The sequence below is a fragment of the Sphingomonas aliaeris genome (assembly GCF_016743815.1).
Lineage (GTDB): Bacteria > Pseudomonadota > Alphaproteobacteria > Sphingomonadales > Sphingomonadaceae > Sphingomonas > Sphingomonas aliaeris.
Genome location: NZ_CP061035.1, coordinates 2,135,365 through 2,161,852, shown reverse-complemented (window position 1 = coordinate 2,161,852; position 26,488 = coordinate 2,135,365). Strand labels below are relative to the sequence as shown.

22 protein-coding genes are annotated in these 26,488 nt (G+C 63.8%); 6 read left to right on the top strand and 16 right to left on the bottom strand.

The window, feature by feature from the left end; genetic code table 11:
* Positions 1 to 8: 8 nt before the first annotated feature.
* Both H5J25_RS10235 and H5J25_RS10230 read right to left on the bottom strand, forming a co-directional pair.
* The gene (locus H5J25_RS10235) at positions 9 to 1,295 is read right to left on the bottom strand and encodes a peptide MFS transporter (RefSeq protein WP_202090678.1); all 1,287 of its coding nucleotides are present in this window, start codon (positions 1,293 to 1,295) and stop codon (positions 9 to 11) included.
* Positions 1,292 to 2,305: a dipeptide epimerase gene (locus H5J25_RS10230; RefSeq protein WP_202090676.1), complete on the bottom strand. Its 1,014-nt coding sequence runs from the start codon at positions 2,303 to 2,305 to the stop codon at positions 1,292 to 1,294. Before H5J25_RS10230 ends, H5J25_RS10235 begins: the two co-directional genes overlap by 4 nt.
* A 222-nt stretch (positions 2,306 to 2,527) precedes the next feature.
* On the opposite strand from H5J25_RS10230, the gene H5J25_RS10225 reads away from it, so the two are divergent.
* The 4 genes from H5J25_RS10225 (at position 2,528) to H5J25_RS10210 (ending at position 6,187) form a co-directional block, all read left to right on the top strand.
* On the top strand, positions 2,528 to 3,244 hold the full coding sequence (locus tag H5J25_RS10225; protein WP_202090674.1) for a helix-turn-helix domain-containing protein: 717 nt from the start codon (positions 2,528 to 2,530) through the stop codon (positions 3,242 to 3,244).
* Positions 3,241 to 4,500 carry a dipeptidase gene (locus H5J25_RS10220; protein ID WP_202090672.1) on the top strand — a complete coding sequence of 420 codons (1,260 nt, stop codon included), beginning with the start codon at positions 3,241 to 3,243 and terminating at the stop codon, positions 4,498 to 4,500. The genes H5J25_RS10225 and H5J25_RS10220 overlap by 4 nt, the downstream gene beginning before the upstream one ends.
* Before the next feature lie 65 nt (positions 4,501 to 4,565).
* Positions 4,566 to 4,970, top strand: coding sequence for a hypothetical protein (locus H5J25_RS10215; protein WP_202090670.1), 405 nt, complete (start codon positions 4,566 to 4,568; stop codon positions 4,968 to 4,970).
* Entirely contained in the window at positions 4,910 to 6,187 is a 1,278-nt protein-coding gene (locus H5J25_RS10210) for an N-acyl-D-amino-acid deacylase family protein (RefSeq protein WP_202090668.1), read from the top strand. Before H5J25_RS10215 ends, H5J25_RS10210 begins: the two co-directional genes overlap by 61 nt.
* Before the next feature lie 55 nt (positions 6,188 to 6,242).
* Here the strand turns inward: H5J25_RS10210 and H5J25_RS10205 are convergent, their stop codons facing one another.
* From H5J25_RS10205 to H5J25_RS10175, 7 genes are all read right to left on the bottom strand, one after another.
* Complete coding sequence (locus tag H5J25_RS10205; RefSeq protein ID WP_202090666.1) at positions 6,243 to 8,216, bottom strand: serine hydrolase domain-containing protein; 1,974 nt, start codon at positions 8,214 to 8,216, stop codon at positions 6,243 to 6,245.
* Positions 8,217 to 8,277: 61 nt separating this feature from the next.
* Positions 8,278 to 9,870: a serine hydrolase gene (locus H5J25_RS10200; protein ID WP_202090665.1), complete on the bottom strand. Its 1,593-nt coding sequence runs from the start codon at positions 9,868 to 9,870 to the stop codon at positions 8,278 to 8,280.
* Between the two features lie 11 nt (positions 9,871 to 9,881).
* Positions 9,882 to 11,360: a serine hydrolase domain-containing protein gene (locus H5J25_RS10195; RefSeq protein WP_202090663.1), complete on the bottom strand. Its 1,479-nt coding sequence runs from the start codon at positions 11,358 to 11,360 to the stop codon at positions 9,882 to 9,884.
* Positions 11,357 to 12,514, bottom strand: coding sequence for a YkvI family membrane protein (locus H5J25_RS10190; RefSeq protein ID WP_202090661.1), 1,158 nt, complete (start codon positions 12,512 to 12,514; stop codon positions 11,357 to 11,359). Before H5J25_RS10190 ends, H5J25_RS10195 begins: the two co-directional genes overlap by 4 nt.
* Positions 12,511 to 13,560, bottom strand: coding sequence for a DUF1611 domain-containing protein (locus H5J25_RS10185; RefSeq protein ID WP_202090659.1), 1,050 nt, complete (start codon positions 13,558 to 13,560; stop codon positions 12,511 to 12,513). The genes H5J25_RS10190 and H5J25_RS10185 overlap by 4 nt, the downstream gene beginning before the upstream one ends.
* 3 nt (positions 13,561 to 13,563) lie before the next feature.
* Complete coding sequence (locus H5J25_RS10180) at positions 13,564 to 14,637, bottom strand: dipeptidase (RefSeq protein ID WP_225883040.1); 1,074 nt, start codon at positions 14,635 to 14,637, stop codon at positions 13,564 to 13,566.
* A gap of 128 nt (positions 14,638 to 14,765) precedes the next feature.
* The gene (locus tag H5J25_RS10175; RefSeq protein ID WP_225883510.1) at positions 14,766 to 16,667 is read right to left on the bottom strand and encodes a CocE/NonD family hydrolase; all 1,902 of its coding nucleotides are present in this window, start codon (positions 16,665 to 16,667) and stop codon (positions 14,766 to 14,768) included.
* Between the two features lie 161 nt (positions 16,668 to 16,828).
* Between H5J25_RS10175 and H5J25_RS10170 the strand changes: the two genes are divergently transcribed.
* Positions 16,829 to 19,675: a TonB-dependent receptor plug domain-containing protein gene (locus tag H5J25_RS10170; RefSeq protein WP_202090640.1), complete on the top strand. Its 2,847-nt coding sequence runs from the start codon at positions 16,829 to 16,831 to the stop codon at positions 19,673 to 19,675.
* A 63-nt stretch (positions 19,676 to 19,738) separates the two neighbouring features.
* Here the strand turns inward: H5J25_RS10170 and H5J25_RS10165 are convergent, their stop codons facing one another.
* Both H5J25_RS10165 and H5J25_RS10160 read right to left on the bottom strand, forming a co-directional pair.
* Positions 19,739 to 20,380, bottom strand: a complete 642-nt coding sequence (locus tag H5J25_RS10165; RefSeq protein ID WP_202090632.1) for a DsbA family protein — start codon at positions 20,378 to 20,380, stop codon at positions 19,739 to 19,741.
* 26 nt (positions 20,381 to 20,406) lie between these two features.
* Positions 20,407 to 20,637, bottom strand: a complete 231-nt coding sequence (locus H5J25_RS10160) for a hypothetical protein (RefSeq protein ID WP_202090624.1) — start codon at positions 20,635 to 20,637, stop codon at positions 20,407 to 20,409.
* 92 nt (positions 20,638 to 20,729) lie between these two features.
* Between H5J25_RS10160 and H5J25_RS10155 the strand changes: the two genes are divergently transcribed.
* Complete coding sequence (locus H5J25_RS10155) at positions 20,730 to 21,242, top strand: metallophosphoesterase family protein (RefSeq protein WP_225883039.1); 513 nt, start codon at positions 20,730 to 20,732, stop codon at positions 21,240 to 21,242.
* Positions 21,243 to 21,256: 14 nt separating this feature from the next.
* Here the strand turns inward: H5J25_RS10155 and H5J25_RS10150 are convergent, their stop codons facing one another.
* The 5 genes from H5J25_RS10150 to H5J25_RS10130 form a co-directional block, all read right to left on the bottom strand.
* The gene (locus H5J25_RS10150) at positions 21,257 to 21,454 is read right to left on the bottom strand and encodes a hypothetical protein (RefSeq protein WP_202090622.1); all 198 of its coding nucleotides are present in this window, start codon (positions 21,452 to 21,454) and stop codon (positions 21,257 to 21,259) included.
* Positions 21,451 to 22,554 carry a PepSY-associated TM helix domain-containing protein gene (locus tag H5J25_RS10145; protein WP_202090621.1) on the bottom strand — a complete coding sequence of 368 codons (1,104 nt, stop codon included), beginning with the start codon at positions 22,552 to 22,554 and terminating at the stop codon, positions 21,451 to 21,453. The genes H5J25_RS10150 and H5J25_RS10145 overlap by 4 nt, the downstream gene beginning before the upstream one ends.
* Positions 22,554 to 24,734, bottom strand: coding sequence for a TonB-dependent receptor (locus H5J25_RS10140; protein WP_202090619.1), 2,181 nt, complete (start codon positions 24,732 to 24,734; stop codon positions 22,554 to 22,556). Before H5J25_RS10140 ends, H5J25_RS10145 begins: the two co-directional genes overlap by 1 nt.
* A gap of 174 nt (positions 24,735 to 24,908) precedes the next feature.
* Positions 24,909 to 26,030 carry a radical SAM protein gene (locus H5J25_RS10135; RefSeq protein ID WP_225883038.1) on the bottom strand — a complete coding sequence of 374 codons (1,122 nt, stop codon included), beginning with the start codon at positions 26,028 to 26,030 and terminating at the stop codon, positions 24,909 to 24,911.
* Between the two features lie 120 nt (positions 26,031 to 26,150).
* Positions 26,151 to 26,444, bottom strand: a complete 294-nt coding sequence (locus H5J25_RS10130; RefSeq protein WP_202090613.1) for a PilZ domain-containing protein — start codon at positions 26,442 to 26,444, stop codon at positions 26,151 to 26,153.
* Positions 26,445 to 26,488: the final 44 nt, after the last annotated feature.

Below are 26,488 nucleotides of genomic sequence, written 5' to 3'. Positions count from 1 at the left end.
GGCCGGCATCAAACCGCGCTTGTGTCGACCTTGTCGTGCAGACGTCTTTCCTCCACCACGCGTTCGAACGGGTCGATCGCGCGCAGCATCAGCGCGGCGATACCGCCCAAAGCGGCAAGCAGGAAAAAGTAGGTCGAATGATCGACGCGGCTCCACAGCGTGCCGACCAGGCCGGCGGCCAGGCTCCCCGCAAAGGTCGCTAGATACCAGGCGGCGACGGTCGTCGCGCCAAGCCCCGCAGGTGCCAGTCGAGCGAACAGGCCCAGACCCGTCGGCAGGATGTACAGTTCACCGAACGTCAGCACGACGAAGAACGCGGCCAGCCACGACCAGTGGCTCGGGCTGCCCGCGAGTTCCAGCAGGCCGAGCAATACATAAGCCCCCGCGACGACCGCCGCGCCCAGCGCCATCTTGCGCGCCGGCCGCTCGATCCGTCCGGCAGCGGCGCGATTTCGCCAGATCGCAAGTAGCGGCGGCGTCATCACCATGACCAGCAACGGGTTGAGCGCCTGAAACCAGGTCATCGGGATCGTACCGACAGGCGTGGTGCGATCGACGCCGATATCCGCCCAGAGCGCGACCGTATTGCCGACCTGTTCATAGGCGCTCCGGAAAACCGTCACCGCCAGCGCGATCGCAGCCAGCAGCAGGAATATCTCCCGTGGGAACCGCACTTGGGGCAGCGCCCCGCGCTCGACCCTGGGATGCAGGGCCTGCGCCGGAAGATAGCGCTGTCCCCACAGATAGATGCACAGGCCGACCAGCATCCCGATCCCCGCGGCGCCGAACCCCCAATGCCAGCCATAAAGTTCGCCGAGTGTGCCGCAGATCAGCGGCGCCAGAAAACCACCGATGTTCACGCCGACATAATAGACGTTGTACGCCCAGCCGACCCGCGGATCGCCGGGTGCGTAGAGATCGTCGATCTGGCTCGGCAGGCTGGGCAGGAACAGGCCATTGCCCAATGCGATCGTCGCCAGCGCAACGTAGAATAAGGGTTCGAACGTCATCATGAAATGGCCGGCGGCCATGATCGAACCGCCGATCACGATCGCGCGGCGCTTCCCCAGAAGCCGGTCGGCGATGACGCCCCCGATGATCGGGGTGAAATAGGCGCACGCCGTGTAAACGCCGAAGATGATCGAGGCGGTGCCTTGTGCGATCAGCAACTGCTTGGTCATGTAATAGACCAGCAGGGCACGCATGCCGTAATAGGAGAATTGCTCCCACATGTTCGTCAGGAACAGGATCGTCAGGCCGCGTGGCTGACCGAACCATGTGGGCTCGCGTGTCATTTCGCCGTGTCGCGAGCACCGCCCCAGACGGTATCCGGCGCGTAGAGCGTTCCATCTGCGTAGACGACGCCGGGGGTGCGATCCTGCGCCAGGAACGTCGGGCCATCCAGATCGACCAGGTCCGCAATCTGGCCCAACACGAAGCCGGGCGCCGTCGCCAGGCTGGTGCCGATCATCGTACCGACCATGACCCCAAGGCCGAGCCGCCGCGCTTCGGCGGCCATCAACAGCCCCTCGGTCAACCCGCCGCACTTGTCGAGTTTGATATTCACGACATCGAACCGGCCCACCGCGCCCGCGACATCGGCTAGCGTCAGCAGGCTTTCGTCGCCCGCTACCGGTATCGGGGATTGGAAGTCCTCCAGCTCGGCGTCGCGGCCGCGCGCGAGCGGTTGTTCGAGCAAAGCGATATCGTGCGGAAGCAAACCGTTGACGAGCGCATCCAGATCGCCACGAACGAAGCCCTGATTGCCGTCGACCCCCAGCCAGACGTAGGGCCGCGCAGCCCGGATCGCGGCGACGCGCGCGAGGTCGAGGTCGAGCTCGCCGGTCAGCTTGATCTTGATCGACTTTGCCCCGGCATAGCTTGTCGCGCGTGCGGCCATGGCTTCCGGCGTATCGGCGCTGACGGTGAAGGTGGTGACGATCGGACGGGGTGCCTCCGTCAGGCCGGCCAGTTGCCAGACGGGCCGTCCGGTCCGCGCCGCCTCCAGGTCCCACAAAGCAGCGTCCACCGCATTGCGCGCGCCGCCAGCCGGCATGATGGAGCGAAGCTCCTCACGCGTCGGCCCCGACTCGATTGCCGCGCGCGCGGTTTCGACCGCTTCCCGCATATGATCGAGATCGTCGCCAAGGTAATAGGCGCCAGCGCCTTCGCCATGCCCCCGATATTCGTCATCCCGGAGAGTGACGATCAACACCTCTGCAGTTTCAAATACGTATCCGGAGATGCGGAACGGCTGTGCCAACCGAAGCACATTAGTCGCGACGTCGAGTTTTAGACTGCCCATCAATGGTTTCCTGTTATGGCGATAAAGTCGTGAATAGGATCGAACGTGCGGCAGATCCCGCTACGTGCCGTATCGGAAACGGATCGCTGCAAAGCGTAGCCGACAGGTCCCGGCCTCGCACATGCCCATCCCCCCCTTGGCCATTGCCGCATCCGACCGGGTCCGGTAGGATGTATGAAATATCTGATTAGGACTACCTTATCCTGATCGGAGAGATCGTCAATGGCGAGCGAAAGGATTCTCGTGTCATCAAACCCACCCACTTTAGGTGCCCTGCTCCGCGGCATGCGCTCACGCGAGGGTTGGACGCTTAAAGAGATGAGTGCGAAGACCGGTATTCCCGTCTCGACCTTGTCCAAGATCGAGCATGACCGTCTGACCCTGACGTACGACAAGCTGCAATTGCTCGGCCAACGTCTTGGATTGAGAATGTCGGAGCTGTTCGCTGAGGCAGAAGTCGAGCCGACCCAGTCGGTTACCGCGCGCCGCAGCCTGAGCGACATGGCGAGATCAGTGCGGATTGAGACGCCGAATTACGACTATTATTATCTATGTACCGAACTGCGTCGCAAGCGGATGGTCCCCGTCATCACAAAGATCCGCGCGAGATCGCCCGAACAGTTCGGCGATCTGGTGCATCACAGCGGCGAGGAGTTTCTCTACGTTCTGAGCGGGAAAGTCGTCGTGCAGACCGAATTTTACGACGCCGTCACGCTTGGTCCGGGGCAGGCACTCTATATCGATTCGAGCATGGGCCATGCCTATCTGGCGGCCGAGGGGTGCGACGAAGCGGAGGTGCTTGCAGTTATGTCCAGCAGTGAGGAAGAATTGATGGAATCGTTACTGAGGGTGCACGAGGAGCAGCGTCAAAGTGCAGTTGCGGTGAACGAAAACGATGCCCCGGGCGATGGCGTTAGCCGGACACGGAAGCGTCGATGAGAAAAGCTGTCCGGTGGCTGGGCGCCACATTGCTGTTCACTGCGCTTCCACTTCCGGCGGCAGCGCAGGATTACGCCGCGCGCGTCGCCCGCGTGTTGCGGACGACGCCGCTGATCGACGGCCATAACGACTGGCCCGAAGCCCTGCGCGAGCGCGAGGGCGAGGCCCGCTGGACGATGGATCTGAACGATCTGTCGCGCCGTCCGGTGCGATACAACACCGACATCGCCCGGCTTCGCAAAGGTATGGTCGGCGGGCAGTTCTGGTCCGTATGGGTCTCGTCCGCGCTGCCGGGCAAGGAGCAGGTCGAACAGACGTTGGAGCAGATCGATCTCGTTCACGCGATCGCCGCGCGTTATCCGCAGACGTTCGTGATGGCACGGACGGCGGCGGACGTTCGGCGCGCGCATGCGTCTGGCCGTATCGCGAGCTTGATCGGCGTCGAGGGCGGCGGACAGATCGACGAAAATTTGTCGGTATTGCGCAGCTATGCCGCGCTGGGGGCTGGGTACCTGACCCTGACCCATTCCCGTACCATCTCCTGGGCGGATTCCGCGACCGACAATCCCGAACATAAGGGGCTGACCGACTTCGGACGCAAGGTCGTGCTCGAACTCAATCGCTTGGGTATGCTGGTGGATCTCAGTCATGTCAGCGAGGCGACGATGCGCGATGCGCTCGCCGTGACGAAGGCGCCGGTCATCTATTCGCATTCCAGCGCGCGCGCGATCGACGATCACCCGCGCAACGTGTCCGACGCGGTCCTGAAGCTGATCAGGGGCAATAATGGCGTCGTGATGGTCAATTATGCGCCGGCTTACGTATCGGATGCCTATCGACGCTGGTCGGCGGATTCTGCCGCTGAAAAGACGCGGCTGAATTCGCCGCCGTTCGACGGTCTGGACATCGGTCAGCCGGAGAAGGCGGCGGCGGATTATGCAGCGTGGCTGAAGGCCAACCCGGCGCCCGTCGTGACGCTGTCGCAGGTGGCCGATCATATCGAACATGTCGCGCGCGTCGCGGGGGTCGATCATGTCGGGCTGGGGTCGGACTTCGATGGTGTCGGCGAAACCCTGCCGGCGGGGTTGACCGACGTGGCGACGTATCCGGCATTGCTGGCCGAACTGATGCGTCGCGGCTGGAGCGATACGGATATCGCCAAGCTGGCCGGCAACAACGTGCTGCGGGTCATGGAAGCCGCGGAACGTGTCAAAGCGAGCTATGTCGCCCCCGCTCCAAGCAGGCGTCCTAAATAGGATTGTATTCTCCAGATAGGTCGCGCACCATCCGGGTGTCGGTATAACTATCTGGAGATGTTGGCATGACCCCCTGGATCCGGAGCGCGATATCACTCTTGCTGATCGGCGCGGCGCCCGTCCCGGACCGGCCGGACTGGGATGTCGTCATTCGTGGCGGTCGTGTGCTCGACGGCGCCGGCAATCCCTGGGTGCGGGCGGATGTCGCCATCCGCGACGGACGCATCGTCAAGATCGGCAGGATCGATGGGCGCGGCCGGGAAGAGATCGACGCGACGGGGCGATATGTAGCACCGGGCTTCATCGACATGCTCGATCATTCGCAGCGCGCGCTGTTGAATGACGGTTCCGCGGTCAGCAAGCTGCGGATGGGCGTCACGACCCTGATGGCCGGGGAGGGGGCACTGCCGTGCCGGCGGCAGAACTCGCGGGGTATTTCACCACGCTGGAAAAGACCGGCATCGGACTGAATTTCGGCACGACCTATGGCGCGGTTCAGGCGCGGGTGAAAGTCATGGGTGATGCCGCCGGCTCGCCGACCGAAGCGCAATTGCGGGCAATGGAGGCCGAAGTCCGCACCGCGATGAAGGCGGGTGCGTTCGGTGTATCCAGCGCATTGATCTATTCCCCTGCGACGTTCCAGTCGGCCACCGATCTTACGCGGATGGCGACGGTCGCGGGGCGTTGCGGCGGGCTGTACGCGACCCATATGCGCGACGAAAGCGACAAGCTGCTGACCGCGATCGACGAGGCCGTCGCTATCGGCGAAAAGAGCGGCGCGCGGGTAGAAATCTTCCACATCAAGGCGGCTTATGCGCCGATGTGGGGCAAGTTGATGCCCCAGGCGGATGCTCGGATCGAGGCGGCCCGGGCGCGGGGCGTCGATATCGCCGCCGACATCTATCCCTATGTCGCCGGCGGCACCGGACTGGACGTGACCATCCCGACGCACGTCTTCGCCAAGGGCCGCGAGGCCGCACATGCGGCGCTACGCGACCCCGCGGTCCGGGCGCAGCTGAAGAAGGAACTGAAGGCCGGGCCGCAGCCAGACTGGTCGAACCTGGTCAATGCATCGGGCGGTTGGAAGAATGTCGTTCTCTCGAGCGCGCAAAGCACCGAATACAAGAAGTTCGAAGGGAAGAGTTTCGCGGACATCGGCGCCGCGCTGGGCCGCGATCCGGCGGATGCGGCTTGGGATATCTGGCTCGCCGCGCTGCCCAAACGGGCAGGGGCGCTGTACTTCATGATGGATGAGCGCGACGTCGCGCTGGCGATGAAGAAGCCGTGGGTCAGCGTCGGCACCGACGCATCGGTCACAGACAAGACAGTGCCCCCCGAAACGCTGGGCAACGGGCACCCGCGCGCGCACGGCACCTTCCCGCGTATCATCGCCGAATATGTCAACGCGCGCGGCGTGCTGACACTGGAGGATGCCGTCCGCAAGATGACCTCGCTGCCGGCAAGCCGCCTGGGCTTGTCCGACCGCGGCATGCTCCGTGAGACCATGCGCGCAGATATCGTCGTGTTCGATGCCGCGAAGATCCGCGACCGCGCGACCTACGATGCGTCGACCGCCCCCGCCGAGGGGATTGGCGAGGTGATCGTCAACGGTGTCTTAGCAATTCGCGGAGGGCAGCCGACCGGATCGCGGAGCGGAATGGTGCTGCGCCATCGCTGCGAAATCTGAACAGAAAAGGCCGTCCGGATGACCGGACGGCCAGATGCAACGCGTCGACCAGCCCTTACTGCGCAACCTCGGTATAGAGATATTCATGCTGGCTATCGCGGATCGACAGCGTGCGCTTGCCGCCCGCCGTGCCGATCAGCGCGTCGACCCCAATAGACCCGGGCGCGACCGTCACCAGAGATACCGATCCATCGGTATTTTTCCGCGTGGCGGCAGGGCCTTCGATGAACCCGGCGGTTACCCATTTCGCCCCGTCGCGATCGCGGACCGTAAGGTTCAGCCCTTCCGGGGAGCGATACGCCGAGGCTAGTCCGTTGAGCACCGCAGCGTCGCCCGGAACCGTCAGGCGCGCACGTCGCGCGGCGACACTCGCCTTCTGTCGCGCTGCTGCCGGCGCGATCGCCTGCACCGCTTCCGGCTTCCCGTCATAAACCACTTCCAGGATGCGGCGCAGGAACGGCGCGAACATCGCCGGGCCGGTGTCCGAGTTGGTCAGGATGACGGCGCCGATGCCGGATTCCGGCAGGGCGTAAAAATTGCTGTGATACCCCTGCAAAGTCCCGCCATGCGTGACGACGTTGACCCCGGACTCGGTCCGGTCCATCAGCCCCATACCGTACCAGGCGTCTTCACCCAGCGAGACATTGTGCTTCCGGCGCTCCAGGATATTCGCCTCGCTGACGATCCGCTTGCCGTTCGGGCCGATCCCCTTGCTGAGTTCCAGCTGGACGTAGCGCGTCATATCGGCCGCGCTTGACCACGCACCGCCGGCCGGGCGATGCGGCACGATCAGATGGTTGAACCCGTTCGTCATCAACGTCATCCGGCCGTCGATATCGTAGCTGTGGGGTTGCGCCCAATCGCCGCTTTCGCCGATCTTCAAATCGAACGTCGTGTCGCGCATGCCAAGCGGCGTGAATATCCGCGTCTGCATCGCACGGTCGAACGCCGCGCCGATCTCCATGTCCGGATAGGCAAGATGCCCCCCGAGATATCCCGCCGCCGATGCCATAAGGTTGTTGTACTGGAACAGCTCGCCGAACTTGCTGGTCGGCTGCGTCACGGCAAGCTGGGTGAAGGTGTCGGACGCCGGGGCGCCGCCATCGGCAAGGATGAAGGCATAGTCCTTACGCGGCAGGCCGGTGCAGGCGCATACCAGATGGCGGACCTCGACGGACCGGGTCACCTCGTCGCTGCCCAGACGAAATTGCGGATACAGTTCGGTGACCTTCTGGTCCCAGCGCAGCTTGCCTTCATCCGCCAGCACGGACAGCAACAGCGTCGCCATGCCCTTGGTATTCGACGCGATCATGAATTTCGTATGCGCCGTGACGGGTTGGGTCGAGCCGAGCGCGCGGACTCCGATACCGCCCTGCCAGACGACCTTTCCGTTATCGATCAGCGCGAGCCCCACGCCGGGCACTTCGAGCGTCTTCGCCGCATCCGCCACAAAATCCCGAAGCAGCGTGATACGCTCCGGCGTAAGGCGATGTGCGGTCTTCCCGGCAAAGGTTTCGCGCTGGTAACCAGCCGGGCGCAAGCTGCCGACGATCGTCCCCGTCGCCGCGGATCGCTTGTTGGCGACCGCTTCCGATCCCTCGGTGATGACGACGGTCCATGCCGTACCTTTTCGCAACGCGAGCGCCGAGACCGCGGCGCGTTCGCTGGGTGCAGTCTCATAGGCGAGGCTGACCCGCTCGTCCCAGCCGTCGCCGGGCGCGGCCGGAGTGACGAGCCGGGGCCTGCGATTGGATTGCGGGGAAAAGGCGCTCCATCCGGCTTTAGCCGCGGCGCTGGCATCGGTAGCGGCACCGACCTCGACCACCGCGATCTTCAGCGTTCCTTCCGGCGCGGCGAAGATCGTCGCGTTGCCGGCGGTCGTGCGCGTCCAGTCGCGCGGCTGGATGAAGGCGATGCCGCTAGCCGTATTGCCCGGCGTGTCGGCGGTGGCGGCGACTTGCGCCATTGCGGGCAGGGGGAGTGCGGGCAGGGGCAGGGCGAGCAATGCCAGAGCGAATGCGAGTTTCATGATAGCATCTCCGGACGAGGGCAGAAGGCGTGGATCGCGGCGCAAGGGGCGGGGGCAAGGTTCACTTGCCCGCGCTCACTGGCGTGAACAGCAGGTCCTGGAAGTCCCAGCTGAAGTCGGCGACCGGAGAGACCGGGCGCATCGTGATCCGGTCGATCTTGCCCATCGGATCCAGCGCGAAGGTGACGTAGGCAGGTTCGAAGCTCTTATCGTCCCAGCGCGTGCGGAAACTGTCATACTGCCAGTGATCGAGCGTGCCGGTGAGACCGGGCGATTGCTTGAAATCGATCCGAAGCGCATTGCCCTCCGCGCGGATAGCGATCGGCCCGTACCACGGATCGGCATACTCCCCGGCATATTTGGCCAAGGGCAGCGATGGACCGACCGCGACCGGCTGTGCCGCCGCAGCGGACAGCGTCGCCGCCGCCCGCTGCTGCCGCGCACGCTTGTAGGCGCGCCAGTCCGTTGCCCAATCCTGCGTCGGCTTGTCGAGATAATGATCGAGCAACTGGTACATCAAACCGCGGACCAGCTCGCCATCCTCGGAATTGATCAGCATTGAAAAGCCGATATTCTTTTCCGGGATCATCACCACGGTGGCCTGGAAACCGAACACCGCCCCATCGTGGGAGACGATTTTCGCGCCTTTATAGTCGCTTACCGACCAGCCGAGCGCATAGGCGCTGAACATCGGCGATGCGGCGTCGAGTGGCGGTGGCAACTGCCCGCCCGGCGTCAGTACTGCGGGCTTCCACATCTCGGCGGACTGACGCTCACTGAACAGTTGGCCGCCGCCCGGCAGTTTGCCGTGCGCAAGCTGGATCGTGATCCAGCGCGCCATGTCGCGCGCACTGACGGCCAGGCCGCCGGCCGGCGCAGCGATCCGCCCCAGTTCCTTGCGTTCGTCCAGCAGTTCCTGATCCCCGAGGCCGCGGAATGCTCCGTTGATCCGCGCGTGCGGAAACGCCCGGTCGCGCGTGGAGAAGCGTTTTTCGTCGGATGTCGCGGTCTTCATCCCGCCCGCGCGCAAGACGTTCTGTTCGACGAACGTTTCCCAGCTTTGCCCGCTGACCTCCTCGATCAACTGGCCCGCCACCATGTAGAGGATGTTGTCATAGGCATATCCGCTGCGGAAGCTGGTCGCCGGTTTGATGAAGCGCAGGCGTCGCACGGCCTCGCGCCGCGTCAGGTTGCTGCTCGGCACGAACAGCAGGTCGCCCGCGCCGAGCCCGAGACCGCTGCGATGCACGAGCAGGTCGCGGATCGTCATCTCGCGCGTGACATAGGGATCGTACATCTGAAAGCCGGGCAGGCGATCGATCACCTTGTCATCCCAGCCGATCTTGCCCTGGTCGACAAGCACCGCGAGCGCCGCAGTCGTAAAAGCCTTGCCCGTCGATCCGTTGGGAAAAATCGTGTCCGGCGTGACGGGATCGTTGCGGTCGATCCGTCTCACGCCATAGCCCTTGGCCAGCGTGGTACGGCCATTCTCGACGATGGCGATCGCCATTCCGGGGACGCCGATCGCCTTGCGCAGCGCCTCTACCCGCGCATCGAAGCCGGCCGGCGGATCGGCCAATGCCAGTCCGGGCGCCAACGCCAGCGAGATCGCGAGGCCGGTGCCGCCAATGCGTCGGTGAAGGCTGATCGGCATCGCGTCTTCCTTCAGGATTTGACGAAGTGATAGGTGACGTGCGGCTGCGATGCGAAGGACAGGCGTGGATCGCGTCCGTCGCCATAGAAGCGCAGCCGGTCATATGGGCCGCCCTGTCGCGCCCCGGTGACCTGCTCGTACGTGTCGGCCCCGATCCGCTGCCACGATGACGTGCGGCCGTTTTGGTCGAGCTTGAGCAGCGACGGCCCGGCAACCGAGACCTTCAGGTCACGGTCCGGATTGACGGCAAGGGCATAGTCGCGCCGGTTGGTCCGGTAGCTGCCCACATATCGCGGCGCCGGACCGGCCTGGCGAACCGAGGCGGATTGCGGGAACATCCGTCCAAGAACAGCATCGGCAAGTTCGGTACGCGCGCCATAGCTGCCTTCGCCACCGGTCATCGATATGAAGATGCCGAAGCCCCGATCCGGCGCGAGCACGAGATCGGAGTGGAAATCGCGCGTGTTGCCGCCATGTCCCACCAACCGGGTGGATCCCCATCCGCGTACCATGAAGCCGTGCGCCATCCCAGGAAGCCCCGCGACGTTGGCGAAGCTGTCCGACATCAGCAATTTCACCGACTGCGGCTTGAGGATGCGCACGCCGTTCAACTGTCCACCACCGAGCATCGCCAGCATGAAGCGGGCCATCTCGTCACCCGGCGCGGAGGCGGATCCGGCGGGCAGGATGACGCCATAATATTCGACCGGCTGCGCGACGAAGCGTCCACCCTCGACCTTGTAGCCCAGCGCCGCGCGCTGTCGCAGGGACGGCGCCAGATCCTCCCGGAACGTCGTCGTCTTCATCCCCAGCGGCCGGAAGATGTTGCGCTCGGCATAATCGGCAAACGGCACGCCCGATACTTTTTCCACGATGTATCCCGCGAGTGCGGCGCCGTAATTGGAGTAGGACGTCTCGGTTCCCGGTGCCCAGATACGGCGCGGAATATGCGTCTTCATCCATGCGGTGAAATACTCCACCTTTGCTGGATCGCCGGTCGAAATGCCGCTGGAATCGCTCATGCCCGGGGTGTGCTGGAACAGGTCGCGGACGGTGACGGGCTTGCCCTCGAACGCCGGAATCTTGAAGTCGAGATAGGTATTCACATCGTCGTCCATTCGGACGCGACCCTGTTCGATCTGTTGCATCAGCGCGGTCCAGGTGAACAGCTTCGAAACCGATCCCGGCCTGAACAATGTCGTCGCCGGATCGACGGTGATGCCGCGATCGACATCGGCGAAACCGTATCCGCGCGACATGACGATGCGGCCGTCCTGAACCACGGTGACGACCGCACCGGCGACTTCGCGCGTCGCGATCTGCTGCGCGACGACGCCGTCGATAAAAGCGGGGAGGCTGGCGATCGCGGCAACGGATGTTGCCGTCGCGCGTGGGCGGGACTGTGCCGATGCCGCGCCGGGCAGGCTGGCCGATGCAAGCAGGGCCAGGGTCAGCGCTGCACCGAGGCGTGCGGAACCACGCAGGATCATGTGTTGCTCTCCAATACAGAAACGGTCTCGATCGGCCGTTCGACGTGGCGGATCAGGCGCGGCAGGCCGAGCGCGATGAGCGGGACGACGTAAACGGCCAGGATGACATAGGCGAGGAAGCGGTATCCGCTGCCGATCAGGGCAACGAGGCCGAACCGGTCGGCGACGAAGATGCACCCGACGAGCAGGGTCGCGGCAAGCGTCGCACGACCGGCGGGCGTCAGGCCGGACCCGCGCTTGATGCGCATCACGGTGTCGACCCGCTCGTTGATTGCGTGGACGGCGCCGCAGCCGCTTTCGAGCAGAGCCGCGAAGATCATCAGCTGGAACAGATAATGGAATGCCGGCAGGTTCAACTGACGCAGCAGGAAGTCCGATGGCAGCGTCTCGGACGCGATGCCGGGATAGAAAGCGATCATCGCGACGAAGAACAGGATCGCCGGCAGCATTGCCAATGGTCCTGCGACGAGGCCCGCGGTCACCGCGTCACGCTGGCTCGTCATGTGGCGAACGACAGGCAGGATCACCACCGCGCCGACGATATTGTAGCTCGCATAGGTCAGCCCGCCCAACGCCCAGCCGTCCGCGGGTGCCGCGATCGAAAAGTTGGCGGCAATCCGGTCGCCGAACCCCGACAAAGCGAGCATGATGAACAAGGCGTAGACGCCGTACAGAAGGAACGAGACCCATTTGAACAGGCGCTCGACCGAGCTGTTGCCGAACGTCGCGAACCCCGCGATCGCGACCGTCAGCGCCAGCGTTCCGACGATCGGCGGCGCGCCCATCGTGGCTGCGGCGATCGCGCCGGCGGCGGCGCCGAACACCGACAGGATCAGGATGACGAACGCGACATAGGCGATCTCGAACAGGATCCAGAACGGGCCGAGCAAAGCCTTGAAGAAACTGCGGTAATCATACGCCTGCACCGCTCGTGCGAAAGCGAAGGTCAACGCGCAGATCACGCTCCAGATGATCGTCGCCAATATCATCCCGGCAAGCCCGCCCCACGGCCCGCTCGGCAGGAAGAATTCGGCAAGTTCGCGCCCCGTCGCATAGCCGCCGCCGATCACGACCGCCTTGAAGGCAAATCCGGGCAGCAGGAAACGCTGGAACCAGCTCGACGTCGTACCGGCGGGCTGATCTGCGCCTGTCACGCGAGGCAATTCGCGACGAGTTTGTCGAAGGCCGGGCCACCGCGGATCGGGTCGGCCACGGGCAGGCCGAGCCGCTCACCGTCCTCCGCCATCAATCGATCGGCTTCGTCGGCGTCCAGGCCCGACGTGTTGTACGATATTCCGCCGCACCGGATGTCCGGGTTGGTCCGCCGGCCCAGCATGACGGTCGCGGCGATGACCTCTTCGATGCTTGGCAAGTCATACCCCGGCGCGCCCAGGACGGTCGTCCGTCCGGGCTCGTGACAGACGATGAAGACGTCCGGCTGGCTGCCGTGCAGCAATCCCAGCGATACGCCGGCATAGGCGGGGTGGAACAGCGAGCCTTGCCCTTCGATGATATCCCAGTGATCCGGATCGGCATCGGGCGACAACATCTCGGCAGCACCAGCCTCGAAATCGGCGACCACGGCGTCCATCGGAATGCCGCCGCCCGCGATCATGATCCCGGTCTGCCCGGTCGCGCGGAAATTGTTGGCGAGGCCCCGTTCGGACAAGGCGCCTGCAATAGCCAGCGCGGTGTATTTCTTGCCCAATGCGCAATCGGTGCCGACCGTGAGCAATCTCTTGCCGACGCGCTTGCGTCCGGTCGCGATGGGCAGGGTGGCGGGCGGCACGCGAACGTCGATCAACTGTCGTCCCAGCCGCGCCGCCTCGTCCGCGAGACCGGGGATTTCGCCAAGGCGGGCATGCATCCCGCTGACCAGGTCCAGCCCGGCGTTCAGCGCTTCGATCAGAGAGGCGCGCCAGCCCTGCGGAATGATGCCGCCCTGATTGGCGACGCCGATCAGCATCGAACGGGCACCGCGTTCGGCCGCCTGTGCCGGCGTCAACTGCACCAGCCCGGTCGATACGGTCGCCCCCGGCAGCGCATATTCGCCGACGCAGCTATCCGCGGCCCAGTCGCGCAGCCCGAATGCGGTTTTCGCGAACCCGGCTTCGGTCACGTCCCCCAGGAACAGGAGATAGGGTTGCGGCAGCATCGTCGTGGATGCGGTCGATGCGATGGGATGTGCGTGCGCAGTCATGGTTCAGCCGCCCCAGGTTGCACTGAGCAGGCGCTGGAAATTGCCGCCCAGCACTGCCTTGATGTTGGTGTCGGAATAGCGACGCCGGATCAGTTCCTCGGTCAGGTCGTACATTTTGCGAGGATGGTCGAAGCCGTCGACGTCGATCTTCTCGCGAAAGGCGTAACTGTCCTTGTATCCCGCACGAAGCTGCTTGTTCGCTTCGGCCGGCATGTCGTCATAGCCGTTCAGGTCGGAATCGGTGCCGATACCGACATGGTCGATGCCGGCGACCTTGACGACATGGTCGATGTGGTCCGCGATGTTGGCGATCGTCGTCGGATCGGTCTTGCTGACGAAGTTCCGAACGCCGGTAATCCCCATCACGCCGCCTTTCTTGCCGAGCGCGCGGATAGCCTCGTCGGTCTTGACGCGTGGATGGTCGATGATCGCCCGGCAGTTGCTGTGGGTGATCGCGATCGGTTTGGGCGACAATGCGATCGCGTCCAACGTCGTACGATCGCCGCTGTGCGAAACGTCGACCAGCATCCCGACCTTGTTCATCTCCTGAACGATCGCCACGCCGAAATCGCTGAGGCCACCGTCCACCCGGTCGGTCGAGCCCGATCCGATACGGTTCTGCGAGTTGTAAGTAAGCTGCGAGACGCGCTGACCGATTTCGTAGAAGAACTGCACGTCCGATGGCCGCAGGAAGTGGTCCGAATTCTGCAGGCCCATGATGACCGCGCATTTCCCATCGCGCTTGGCGCGCGTGAGGTCTGCGGCCTTGCCGACTGCGCAGAACAGATGCGCATGGCGGGCGACGTAATTGCCCCAGATCGCGAAGAAGGCGAGGGCACTTTCCTTCGCGTTCGCGCCCCCAAGGCCGACCGCATGATGGAAACCGGTTATGCCGCTGGCGCGAAAATCGGCTTTGTCCTGCGCACTCATCGGTTTCGAATAGAAAGCCGGTTCGAAGTCGATCTTGATCGGAGCCAGCATGTCGATGACGAGGCTTTCGCGCACCAGATCGATCGCCCGCTTCGAATAGCGCCGCGGTTCCGAAGCGGCGAGCGCGTAGGCGTTGCGATTGATCATCGGAACGGCCGCTGCGCACCCGATGCCTATTACACCCCTGCGTGTAAGACCCGCCATGCCACCCCCTGTGTGTTTCTGATTAGGATCGTATCTATCGCAATAGAGAACGTCAACACGACTCTCGCTGTTTATCGAATCACCGGAAGTTCGATGTACGATGCCTGTTCCGCGTCATGATGAACGCCGTTGTCCGCAACGATCGGGGTCGTTTCCTTTGCGATCACGCCGCCCGTGTTCAGGTTGCGCGCGAATTTCGGGAAGTTGGACGATGTCACCTCGACGCGGATCCGGTGGCCCTTGCCGAACGTGATGGCGGTGGCGATCGGTGACGGTTTCAGCGTGTATGCCACGCCGGGCGCCATCAGTTTCGGTGCGTTGAAACCGTCGCGATAACGCGCGCGCAGGATCGTGTCGCCGATGATCCACGCGGTCCCGTCCAGCGCGACATCGACCAGCTTCACCGCAAAATCAGTGTCCTTGGCGCTCGACGATACCTTCAGCACCGCATCCACGAAGCCGCTGACCTCGATGGGTTTATCGAGCGGGTCGCTGGTGTAGACCAGCACGTCCTGCCGGGATTCGACGCCGCGCTGGTCGAATGCGCCCGGAATGACGAGCCCGCCGTTGCAGCAGTCCCCGCCGCCCACCGTCGGCGCAGGATTGAGCGGGTCGTAGCGGAAACGATCGGCCGGTTCGCGCCCTGGCGCGGCGATATCTAGGCGACCGTCACCCCATAGGGTGTTCGCGCGACCGCCGCTGCGCAGATAGAGTCGCATCGGTTTGGCGGCGAGCGGTGGCCATTGGGTCGCCGATTTCCATCTATTTTCGCCCATCGCGAAATAGCGGACATGCGGTGTCGAGTCCGGGAATGCGCCGCGCTCACCCTTCAGCCATCGGGCGAACCAGGCGAACACCGCGCCGTTTACGTCGAAGCTGGTATCACCCATTTGTCGTTTGCCGACGACGGTGTCGGGGCCAAGATTGGCGTAGCCGCAATGCGTTACCGGTGCGACGACGGCATATTGGTTCGCACTGGCCTCGCGATCGTCGCGCGACGCGCGGGCGTGATTGAACAGTTCCAGATTGGGGCCGATCGACACGTCGTACCAGGAGTTGAACCACAAGGCGGGCACGCCCCAACCCATGTCGTCGTGATACAGGCCGCCCGTCCGCCACGCCGGATCGCCCGGCTCGCGGACGATGAACTGCTCGAACGTCGCAGGCGGCTCGCCGAGGTCCGACAGCATCGTCTCGAGTGGAAGATGCTGGATCTGCGTCGGCCAATCGACTTTCGGCTTGGTGGCGGAAAGATCGTTATATTGCGACACCCTGGCGCGGGTGGCCTCGTCCAGGCCGGCGGGCAGTTGCGGGCGTATCGGCGTATCGACGCCGTACAGCCAAACCCAGAAAAGCGACCGCGGAACTCCGCCGGTATACCAATTGCCCTGTTCCTGAAAACGTCCCACCTTGCCGATGCCCGCGCCCGACGCCATCGGAACCATTGCCGCGTGTGCCGGATGATTCTGCGCGGCCAGCGCCAACTGCCATTCGGCGGAGGAGGAGCATCCGAGCGTGCCGACCTTGCCGTTGGACCAGGGTTGCTTCGCGATCCAGCTAAGCGTGTCATAGCCATCGGTCTGGGGACGCCCAAGAATTTCGAACGTGCCTTCCGAGAAATACCGACCGCGTTCGTTCTGCACGATGAAGACATAGCCACGCCGAAGCGCCTCGATGACGTAGCGCTGCGTTGACCCGCGCAGGTTGTGCTCGTTATACGGAGTCTTCCAAAGGATGGTCGGCAAGGGGCCGCGCGCGTCGCGCGGGGTATAGATGTTCGTCGAAAGGCGGACGCCGTCGCGCATCGGCACCATCAAGGCTTTTCGTGCGGTTCCCAGTGTCGCGACTTCGCGATCCAGCGCTTCGGGCGTGTACTTCGCCAGATCCTGCGGCGGTGGCGCCATCGGGAATACAGCATTGGCGCACAACGCCACCAGCGGCAGCAAACGCATCACGATACCGGCCCTGCGCATCACGTTCTCTCTCCCGACGCTATCTGCCACGATCATCGGCCGATCGCGATCCAATGTCTAGAAACTTGTTTTCTCTTCAAGACGCCTATTGTCCTGATCGAGACATCGTGACATCCTCTTGTAATCGTGATCGCTAATGAGCAACACAAAGGGGGATTTTCATGCGCCGGACATTAATTCGCGCCAAGGCGACCAGCACGCTCACCTGCAGCATTTTCGCGCTTTCAGCTGCACTGGCCATCGCACCGGCAGCGGCACAGACCGCTCCGCCATCGCCGACGAGCGATAGTCCGGCCGAGGAAGCGGGTGCCGACGAGGGCGAAATCACCGTCACCGGTTCGCGAATCGATCGCGCTGGATTCGATCAACCCACGCCGACCACCGTGATCGGCGTCGTCGAACTGCGCCAGGGGCAACGGCCGAACCTTCAGCAGGTCCTGAACGATCAACCGGCCTTTCGCCCAAGCGTCACGCCACAGGTGTCCGTCGGCAACACTTCCAGCGGCAGTGCGCCGGTCGATCTGAGAGGTCTCGGTGCAAACCGCACGCTGACGCTCGTCAACGGGCGGCGCTTCGTCGGTCAGAACAACCTCAATTACGTACCGCTGGGATTGGTCAGCAGGGTCGAAGTCGTCACCGGCGGCGCTTCGGCGGCCTATGGCTCGGATGCGGTTGCCGGCGTGGTCAACATCATCCTTTCCGACAGTGTGAAAGGCATCACGGTCGGCGGCGTATCGGGTATCTCGTCGCGCGGCGACGGCGCGCGCTACGGCGGTGACATCACGATGGGCACGTCATTTGCCGACGGGCGCGGACAGATCATGTTCAGCGGCGAATACGTGAAGGACAAGGCGATTTCTGATCGCAACAGCCGCCGGAACCTTGGCAGCGCGGGAATCGTCCGCCTTTCGCCGACCAGCACCACCGATCTGCGACAGGTGCTGGTACCCGATGTCAATTTCGGTAACCAGGCGTCTGCGGGCCTGATCACCAGCGGTGTCTTCGCCGGACAGATTTTCAACGACGACGGCACGTTGCGACCATATCAGGGCGGAACGTCGCTGGCAGCCAACCCGGCGACAACGCCGTTTCCGGGGCAGGTACTCGGCGGGGTGGATGCAGTCGGCACCTATGACGCGGTCTATGTCACGACGCCGCTGGAACGGATCAGCACGTTCGCGCGAGCGAGCTATGATTTCGGCGACGTGAAGCTGTGGGCGGATGCGACCTATGGCCGGTCCCGTACGGTCTATCCTTTCCTCCCGGACATCGGCCTTGGCAGCCTGACGATACAGGCGAACAATCCCTTCCTGTCGCAGACCATTCGAAGCGGTCTGGCGGCTGCCGGGCAGACTAGCTTCACCTTGGGTCGCTTCTTCGACAATCAGTTCCGCCTGGTGTTCGACGGTAAGCGCGAACAGAAGGAAGGCGCGATCGGCGTCGATATCGATCTCGGCGGCAACTGGAAGGCGCAGGCACATTACAGCCACGGCGAGATCGACTTCCGGCAACGTGTCCTCAATGCGCGGAACGTCGCCCGGTTCAACAACGCCGTCGCGGCGGTGCCGTCGGCCAACGGCCAGCCGGCCTGCGCGATCAACGTCGATGCGAGCACGGCCAATGACGATCCCGCGTGCCGTCCCCTGAACCTGTTCGGTCTGAACGCTCCATCGGCAGAGTCGCTCGCCTATATCCGTGGCACGCAGCAGAACGACACCACGAACAAGCTCGATGCGGCGGCCGCTGAAATCCAGGGCGATCTCTTTCCGCTCTGGGGTCGGTCTCCCATCAGCATCGCCATCGGTGCGGAAGCGCGGTGGGAAGAACAGAAGTCGGTCAGTGGCGCACCCGATCTGGCGGGCGCTTTCGGGCCGCTCAATCTGTTTGGATCCCCGATCAGCGGCGGCTTCAACGTGAAGGAAGGCTTCGGCGAAATCGCCGTTCCGCTCTTCGAGGCGGAGGGCAAGTTCAAGATCGATCTGAACGGCGCGGCGCGGTATTCCGATTACAGTCGCAGTGGCGGCATCTGGTCGTGGAAGGGCGGCGCGACGGTCAACCTCTTCGACTCGCTGTTACTTCGTGGGACGCGGTCGCGTGACATACGGGCACCCACTATCGCCGAGCTGTTCGCCGTCCGCTCGATCAACATCGGGCCGCTGGTCGATCAGGACAGCGCCGGACGCCTTGCGGCGAACTCGGGTTATAATCCGGCGCCACAGCTGGTCACGACTTTCAGCGGCGGAAACGCCGATCTCTCGCCGGAAATCGGCCATACGACGACCTTGGGCGCGACTTTCTCGCCGAAGTTTTTCCGTGGGTTCAACGTGTCCGTCGATTACTATGACATCGATATCGACGGTGCGATCACCACGTTGTCGGCATCGAACCTGACGCTCGCGTGCCGGAACGGCAGCGCCGCCGCGTGCGCGCAGATCACTCGCGACGCAACCGGGACGGTGACGCAGGTCAGTTCGAATTCGCAGAACATCGCGACGTTCCAGACCCAGGGCTTCGATATCGAGGCATCCTATCTGTTGCAGATGTCATCGCTCAGCGCGTCGATGCCGGGCACGTTGCGCATTCGGGCGTTGGCGACGCATGTGAAGAAGTTCGTGTTCGACACCGGCGTTTCACGCGTCGATACGGCCGGCGACGTCGGCAGCAGCACCGGTAACGCCATTCCCAGCTGGCGCGGAACGCTGGGGCTGACGTATCAGAGCCCGCGGCTAGGCCTCGACGCACGCGTGCGGTACATCGGGAAGGGCTTGTTCAACCACCTTCTGGTCGACAACCCCGCCACCGCGACGACCGAAGGGCTGGTGAACAATCGGGTGAAGGCGTTCACGTATCTGGACCTCGGCGCGCAATTCAAGGCAACCGAGGCCTTCACGCTGTCGTTCAACGTCAACAACGTGTTCGACAAGAAGCCACCGCTCAGCCCGACCGGGCCGATCTATTACGACGCGGTGGGCACCTACTTCACCATCGGTGCGCGCGCGAAGTTCTGAAGATCCGATCCCTAAGGTTGCGATGACCCGTCATCCGACGGGCTCATCGCAACCTGGAGGTCCTCACCGGGATGCGCGCGCTTTGGCGAACAGTCGACGGAAGTCGCCTGCGTCTATCGCGCCCATCACGAGCAACCGTTCGGCAAGAAAGCCCGGCGTGCCGGTAAGCCCGATCGAATAGGCCTCACGGCCATTCACACGTAGCCGTGCTTCGACCGCGTGCAAGTTCCGACGCAGCCAGCCGGTGACGCGGGGCCAGTCCCCGCCCGCCGAAGCCACGAGATCACGCAGCATGTCATCGTCGATCTTTCGACTGTCGGTCATCAAGAGGCGATGGACGGCAGGATAAATCCCCTGTTCGGCGCAGCCCAGCGCGACCATTGCGGCGCGTTCGGATGCCGGACCGAATATCGGCCAGTCCTTGTAGATCACCCGCACCTTGCCATCGGTACGCACCGCCTCCTCCATCGCCGGAAAGGCGTGCCGGCAGGCGGGGCACCGATAGTCGGTAAACACGGCGAGCCGCAACGAGGCGTCGTCCGGACCGTCTTCGGGCGAGCCGCCGCCGGCCACGATAGGGGTCGCGGCGTCGCCGATATCTCGCCCTATCGGTGCAGTCCGGCGCAACACCTGGCCGACTGCCCAGCCGCCAAGAACCACCGCGCCCAGCCCGATCGCCTGCCGTCGATTGATCGGTCCCGGCATCTTGCCCTTTCTGATGTCTGAGGCGGCTATCGCTGCGTGACCAGCGGATGCGACAATCTCAGTTCGTCGAGCAGATGCTCGATCGCGGCGATGTCACGCGCATCGCCCGAGGGTGATACCGACCAGTTGCAATGTGGGTGCGTCGCGGGATCGTGTACCCGGATCGGGCCGACCGCCAGACGCCAGCGCCGCGTACTTCCGCCCATTTTGCGGGCGAGGGTCGCTACTATCAGATGCAGAATGTCGTCACCGGTCATCACTGTGTCATCATCGAGAGAATGCGGAAAGGGTGCCGTATCGCAATGTCGGACGTTCCGCCCAGTCGAAAACGACGCAAGCGAGAACCCTGATGATCTTTTTCACCGCCGACACCCATTTCGGTGATCATCGCACGATCAACATCCAGCGCCGGCCGTTCAACGATGTCGCGGCGATGGACGCGGTGATGATGGAGCGCTGGAATTCCGTCGTCCGGCCAACCGATACGGTCTGGCATCTGGGCGATGTCGCTCGCAGGCCGGCCGACGTCCCCGGCCTGCTCGCGGGATTGAACGGCACGAAGCATCTGCTTCGCGGTAACAACGATCCTGCGGCGACGCTGACGGCGACGGGCTGGGCCAGCGTCGGCGACTATGCCGAACTGGAGCTGGACGGGCGCAAGCTTGTCCTGTGTCATTACGCATTCCGCAGCTGGAACGGCCAGCATCGGGGGGCGATCAACTTGCATGGGCATAGTCACGGCCGCCTGAAACCGATGCCGCGACAGTTCGACGTGGGTGTGGACGTCCGCGATTTCACGCCCGTAATGTTGGAACAACTGCTGGGGCCGCCCGCCGAATTGGTGAAGGACGTGATGGGCTGACGGCGGCGTACCGGTCAACGCCGGTTCGCGCCGGCGTGTTTCGAACGGCGTGATCCGTCGATGGAAAGACCGATCGCCGCCAGCGGCAGCGCGATACCGATCCAGCAGATGAAGTCGATGACGCCATCGCCCAGTAACCCGACGATCAGTGCGACCAACGACGTGATCGCCAGGAAGGCTGGAATCGCAAACGTGGTACGGCGTCGTCTCATGCCGGCGACCGCCTTCGGCCGAGCCAGAGATAGATGCCACTCCCCAGCACGACGATCGCCACGATGTCGAGCAAGGCCCAGATGATCTTCATAGGCATTCCACCATAATCGCCGAAATGGAGCGGCTGCGACAGGCGGAGGGCAAGCATGTACCACGGCATCGACCGCATCGCCGTAAGTTCACCCGTACGCGCGTCGATCAAGGCCGGAGTCAACAGGCGCTGCGTCGCCGGCGTCGCGCCCTTCAGCCACACCGCGTAATGATGCTCGCTGCTGAAGCGAGTGCCCGGAAAGGCGACGAATTGCGGGTCGGTACCGGGCGCCGCAGCGCGTGCCGTACGGACCGCCGCATCCAGTGATCCCCAGGCGGCGGGCGGCAACGCTGGCTGTCCATCATAAGGTCGGGTAAGGGCAGCGAGCTGGTCGGTCCGCCAGATCGCCACCAACGTCTCGGACAGCGTATTGATCACGCCGGTCAGCCCGACGACACCGACCCACATGGCGGTGGCGATGCCGAGCAGATTGTGCAGGTCGAGCCAGCGTACCCGGCGCGTGCGCGCCGTGCGGATCTCGCCGAACGCCAGTTTGCGCATGAACGGTGCATACACGACGATCCCCGATACGATCGAGATGCAGAACAGGAACCCCATCAAGCCGAGGAACAGTTTTCCGGGCAGCCCGGCGAACATATCGACGTGCAGGCGCAGGATGAACGCCATCACGCCGCGATCCTCATCCAGCGCCTCCACAGGGCGGGCGGTTCGACGATCGATCGCCGTGATGTGCAAATCGCCGCGAGCCGGTTGCGGAGTTTTGCCGGTGGTGACGTTGACGACTGGCCGATCGACGTCGAAGCTCATGAACAGAGGTCGCTCGCCCGGGTACATCGCCGTGGCCGTGCGCACGAACGCATCGAGGGGCAGCGGAGGCGTTCCCGACGGCACCACCGCAAGCGCAGGACCGTCGTCTATCGCCGCCTCGATCTCGTCATGGAAGATCAGCGGCAATCCGGTCAGACACAGCATGAGAAGGAACAGCGTGCAGACGAGGCTGGTCCATTTGTGGATCGCCAGCCACGTCCTGACCGTCCCCGTGCGCATCAATACTCGACCGTGATCGATGCCTTGACGGTGCGCGGCTGACCCTGAAGCAAATAGCCGCCGAACGCCGACGTCCAATAACGGCGGTCGGCAACATTCTCCGCGCTCACCCGGAACGTCACTGGATGCTCGTCGGCGACCAGGATGTAGCGCAGCCCGAGATCGAACCGTGTCCAGTCATCCAGGCGCTGGCGATTGGTGACGTCAAGATACTGGCGGCCGGTATGCACGACACGCCCGGTCAGCGTCGCGGCACGCAGGAAAGGCGGGATGAATTCAAGGCCCAGATTGACCTGATAGTCGGGCACGCCGATCGCATCGTTGCCGTCCGTCAGGCCGCCCGCGGTCCGGCGCAAGGTCGCATCGTTGATCGACCCGCCGCCGATCACCCGCAGCCAATCGACGGGTTCGCCGTTGAAACCGATCTCGATACCCTGGTTGCGCTGACGACCATCGACGACGAACGTGGTTGCCGCGGGGGCGGCGGATGTCGGCGTGGCGATGCTGTAACCGTTCGGCTGCGACGTGCGATACAGCGCCAGCGTCGCGGTAAGGCGCCGGATTTCCCACTTTGCGCCGATTTCATACTGGACGGTGCGATAGGGCGCGAAGACCTCCCCCGGGTTGGTGACTGTGTCGTTCAGCGGTGCCGTGGGGCCCTGGACCAATCCTTCGATCCGGTTGCCATATAGCGAAAAGGTGGGCGTAGGCCGGACGACGATACCAACGACGGGCGTGGTGGCCGACTGGTCATATCGGCTCGTACGCGCAAAGGTCGTCCGGCTGAAGGCGTCGACGACCAGATGCTGTTGCCGGACGCCGGCGGTGACCAGCACCCGATCGTCGAACAGCCCGATCGTGTCGGACGCGAAGACGCTGCCGAACTCGCTCCGCGACACGCGCGGCGGATCGGCGAGGTTGCCGCCGGTGCCGACGAGATTGATCGGACGCGCCACGGCAACCGGTGCGTATATGTTGGTATTGACCATCGTCGTCGTTCCGCCCGCCGCGGTGACATAACCACCGGAGGCAAATGCATTTCGATTCTCGGCGAGGTTGAGCGTGCCACCGACGCTGATCGCGTGCGTGGTGCCGCCGACGGCAAACTTGCCCCGCACGCCGATCTGCCCGCTTTCGTTATTGTCTTCCCGCGGAACGAACAGTCGCGCCTGGGTTGCCGCGCCGGTGACCGAATTGGTCACGGTCGGCGTTGCATATTCGCCATTTTCGCGCCCGTCGCGGAAGCCGGCCGCCAGGTAGACCGTCCAGTCGGGCGCAACGTCAACCTCGGCACGGGCGAGTGCGTAGACGTCGCGCAGCTTCGTGAAAGCCCAAGGCTGCGCGTAATTGGCGTCGGCACCGGGCACCCGCGGAATGGCAAGCCCGGTATTCGCCAAACGGACCTGTGGTCGCGGCGCGTACACCCTTTGGTCCTCATAGCCGACGTCGAGGAAGAAGCGGCCCGGTCCGGCGCGGAAATCGAAGTCGGCGCCGCCGACCCGGACGCTGCGCTGCTCGCCATCGATCGGCGTGTCGCCCTTGCGATACACGCCGTTTACACGCAGCCCGAACGCGTCGTTCGCGCCGAACCGTCCGCCGGCATCGAAATTACCCCCTAATACGCTGTCACCGGCATAGTTGGCGGTCGCGCGAAACAGCGTCTTCTCTGCGCGCTTCGGGATCAGGTTGATTCCGCCGCCCAGTCCCGTACCGCCAGGCGCGGCACCGAAGAGGAACGCGCTCGATCCATTCAACACCTGTACCCGGTCGTACAATTCCGGCGATACCAATTGCCGGGGCGTGATGCCGTAAAGCCCGTCTATCGCAACGTCGTCACCCGCCAGCGCAAAGCCGCGAATGACGAACAGCTCAGCCTGGTTGCCGAATCCCTGCGTCGTTCGCACGGACGGATCGTTCTCCAGCACTTCGCCGAGCGTCTCCGCCTGCTGATCGAGAATGAGTTGCGCTGTGTAGTTGCGTACGTTGAACGGCGTTTCGAGCGCCGGGCGATCGCCAAGTGCGCCAAGCGCGCCATCGCTGGTGACCTGCGGTCGCTGCTGCTGCGCGGTGACAACGATGTCGTCGCCGCTGTCGGCCGTCTTCTCCTGAGCGAACAGCGTGCCCGCGTGGCAGCCCAGCAGCGCGACCGCTGCGGCACGGGAGGCAATCCTGGCGAACATATTTCAATCCCACGACGATGATCGTGCGGACCGATAGGATATTGCGAGGCATTTTCAACAAGAAACTGGATTCGATAAGGTTCCGGTCTACAGGCTCGACGGGATCGATCGAAGCCGGCCTGAGGCGATCAGCGTAAACCTAAAGGCACCGGGCTCGACCGACCGACGACGACATCACGTCCAGTACAGGATCCGCGCGGTGGGAAGGTGCCGGGTGATCTCATGTTCGAAGAATGACCGAAGACTGCGCATCGTATCGGCATCGTAAACATATTTCAGCGATCCGAACTTCGTCCGCTTTTCCACCCGACCCGCCATCGTCATGTCGAGCGACGACCCCGGATACCAGCTTTGAAGCACCGCACGGGATCCCGGCGTGTAGCGGTGCGTGATCAATTCTATCGTGAGATCGAGGTGCGGCATATGCGCCAGTGCCGCGCCGGCCTGGGCGATGAGTTCGGCATAAGCCTGTTCCCATCCCGCCGCCGCAATGATCGGCGCGATTGTAAGTCCGACGGGATACCCGGCTGCGGCCATTCGCGCGAGCGCGTGGAGCCGCGCCGCGACGGGATCCGTACCGCCCTCATGCCGTGCATAGCTTGCAGGGTTGATCGATGCCCGCATCCGCGTTTGCCCTGCGTGGTCGATCGGCAGCAGTGGATCGACCGCCGCAAACTTGCTCGTGAAGCGCAACTGGAGCGCTTCGTCCCACCGCCCGAAATGTTCGATCAAGGCGGACAGTGATCCCGTCAGATGCTCCAGCGCCAGCGGATCGGTATAGCAACTCGCCTCGAACGTCGTACCTTCCTGCGCCCGCGCCCTCGACCGCGACGTCACCATGCCCTTGCCGAGATGAGCCGGCATCTCGGCCATGATCTCCGGCAAATTGGCATAGGTGCGGGTGATCGGCGGTCCCTTCAGCGAGCCGGCCAGATAGCAATAGCTGCAATGCGCGGGACAGCCTTCCGCTAGATCGATACGCCAGTCGGCGGACGGCGCGATCGGTTGCAGCCGTCGCTTGGACGGCGGTGCGACGACAACCGCCAGCATGTTCTTTGCCGCCGCATACGCCTTCCGCTCGTCTTCCGGCATGGCAAGCGGGAGCCTGTCGGACGGCAATTCCTCGACGTCAAGGCCGAGCCGGCCCGCGCGTTCGGCGATCGCCCGCCCGTGATCCCACTCCATTGCGGACCGGGTGACGATGACGCGTTTCGGCAGCCACAGCTTCCGACGCCCGAGATCCGGTGGCGAAGGCAGCGCATCGATGGCGTCGGCGGGAAACGGAAAGGCTGGCACCGATGCTGAACGCCGCGGGCATCGGGTCGGTTCAGCGATCGGCCGGATCACGTCGATTTGGCCGGGCTACGGTTTCAACGAACTCCCGTGTCCAGCGTGAAGATTACAGAATGGGGGAACTCAGCGCGGTGTCAGCTTCAAGACGGCGGCTACCGTATCTGTCGAAATCGGAACGACGAATTCCAGGCCGAACGTACTGGCCGACACCCATCGCACGACCGCGCGGCCCAGGGGGAGGCCGCAGACGATCGGCACACATCGCCCTTCGGAAGGCGGCATTGGGGAATGCGCGCGCGCGCCACTTTCCGAAATATCCAGCACGTGAAGGGTAATCACCTGATCGCCGTTCATCCAGGTGCCCGGCTGGAAACTTTTTTGCCTGCGCGCGGCACGGTTGATCTGTTCGGCCGGCATGAAATTATCTCGATTTTCGAAAAGAGGGTTCGAGCGACGGTGGA

Bases quoted from the DNA above. Each gene is read 5' to 3' on its own strand.
- H5J25_RS10165 (WP_202090632.1), bottom strand. From the start codon at position 20,380: ATGCCGGGACCGATCAATCGACGGCAGGCGATCGGGCTGGGCGCGGTG.
- H5J25_RS10130 (WP_202090613.1), bottom strand. From the start codon at position 26,444: ATGCCGGCCGAACAGATCAACCGTGCCGCGCGCAGGCAAAAAAGTTTC.
- H5J25_RS10225 (WP_202090674.1), top strand. From the start codon at position 2,528: ATGGCGAGCGAAAGGATTCTCGTGTCATCAAACCCACCCACTTTAGGT.
- H5J25_RS10150 (WP_202090622.1), bottom strand. From the start codon at position 21,454: ATGAGACGACGCCGTACCACGTTTGCGATTCCAGCCTTCCTGGCGATC.
- H5J25_RS10175 (WP_225883510.1), bottom strand. From the start codon at position 16,667: ATGCGCAGGGCCGGTATCGTGATGCGTTTGCTGCCGCTGGTGGCGTTG.
- H5J25_RS10230 (WP_202090676.1), bottom strand. From the start codon at position 2,305: ATGGGCAGTCTAAAACTCGACGTCGCGACTAATGTGCTTCGGTTGGCA.
- H5J25_RS10205 (WP_202090666.1), bottom strand. From the start codon at position 8,216: ATGAAACTCGCATTCGCTCTGGCATTGCTCGCCCTGCCCCTGCCCGCA.
- H5J25_RS10200 (WP_202090665.1), bottom strand. From the start codon at position 9,870: ATGCCGATCAGCCTTCACCGACGCATTGGCGGCACCGGCCTCGCGATC.
- H5J25_RS10145 (WP_202090621.1), bottom strand. From the start codon at position 22,554: ATGCGCACGGGGACGGTCAGGACGTGGCTGGCGATCCACAAATGGACC.
- H5J25_RS10185 (WP_202090659.1), bottom strand. From the start codon at position 13,560: ATGACTGCGCACGCACATCCCATCGCATCGACCGCATCCACGACGATG.
- H5J25_RS10180 (WP_225883040.1), bottom strand. From the start codon at position 14,637: ATGATCAATCGCAACGCCTACGCGCTCGCCGCTTCGGAACCGCGGCGC.
- H5J25_RS10170 (WP_202090640.1), top strand. From the start codon at position 16,829: ATGCGCCGGACATTAATTCGCGCCAAGGCGACCAGCACGCTCACCTGC.
- H5J25_RS10215 (WP_202090670.1), top strand. From the start codon at position 4,566: ATGACCCCCTGGATCCGGAGCGCGATATCACTCTTGCTGATCGGCGCG.
- H5J25_RS10235 (WP_202090678.1), bottom strand. From the start codon at position 1,295: ATGACACGCGAGCCCACATGGTTCGGTCAGCCACGCGGCCTGACGATC.
- H5J25_RS10160 (WP_202090624.1), bottom strand. From the start codon at position 20,637: ATGACCGGTGACGACATTCTGCATCTGATAGTAGCGACCCTCGCCCGC.
- H5J25_RS10155 (WP_225883039.1), top strand. From the start codon at position 20,730: ATGATCTTTTTCACCGCCGACACCCATTTCGGTGATCATCGCACGATC.
- H5J25_RS10220 (WP_202090672.1), top strand. From the start codon at position 3,241: ATGAGAAAAGCTGTCCGGTGGCTGGGCGCCACATTGCTGTTCACTGCG.
- H5J25_RS10195 (WP_202090663.1), bottom strand. From the start codon at position 11,360: ATGATCCTGCGTGGTTCCGCACGCCTCGGTGCAGCGCTGACCCTGGCC.
- H5J25_RS10140 (WP_202090619.1), bottom strand. From the start codon at position 24,734: ATGTTCGCCAGGATTGCCTCCCGTGCCGCAGCGGTCGCGCTGCTGGGC.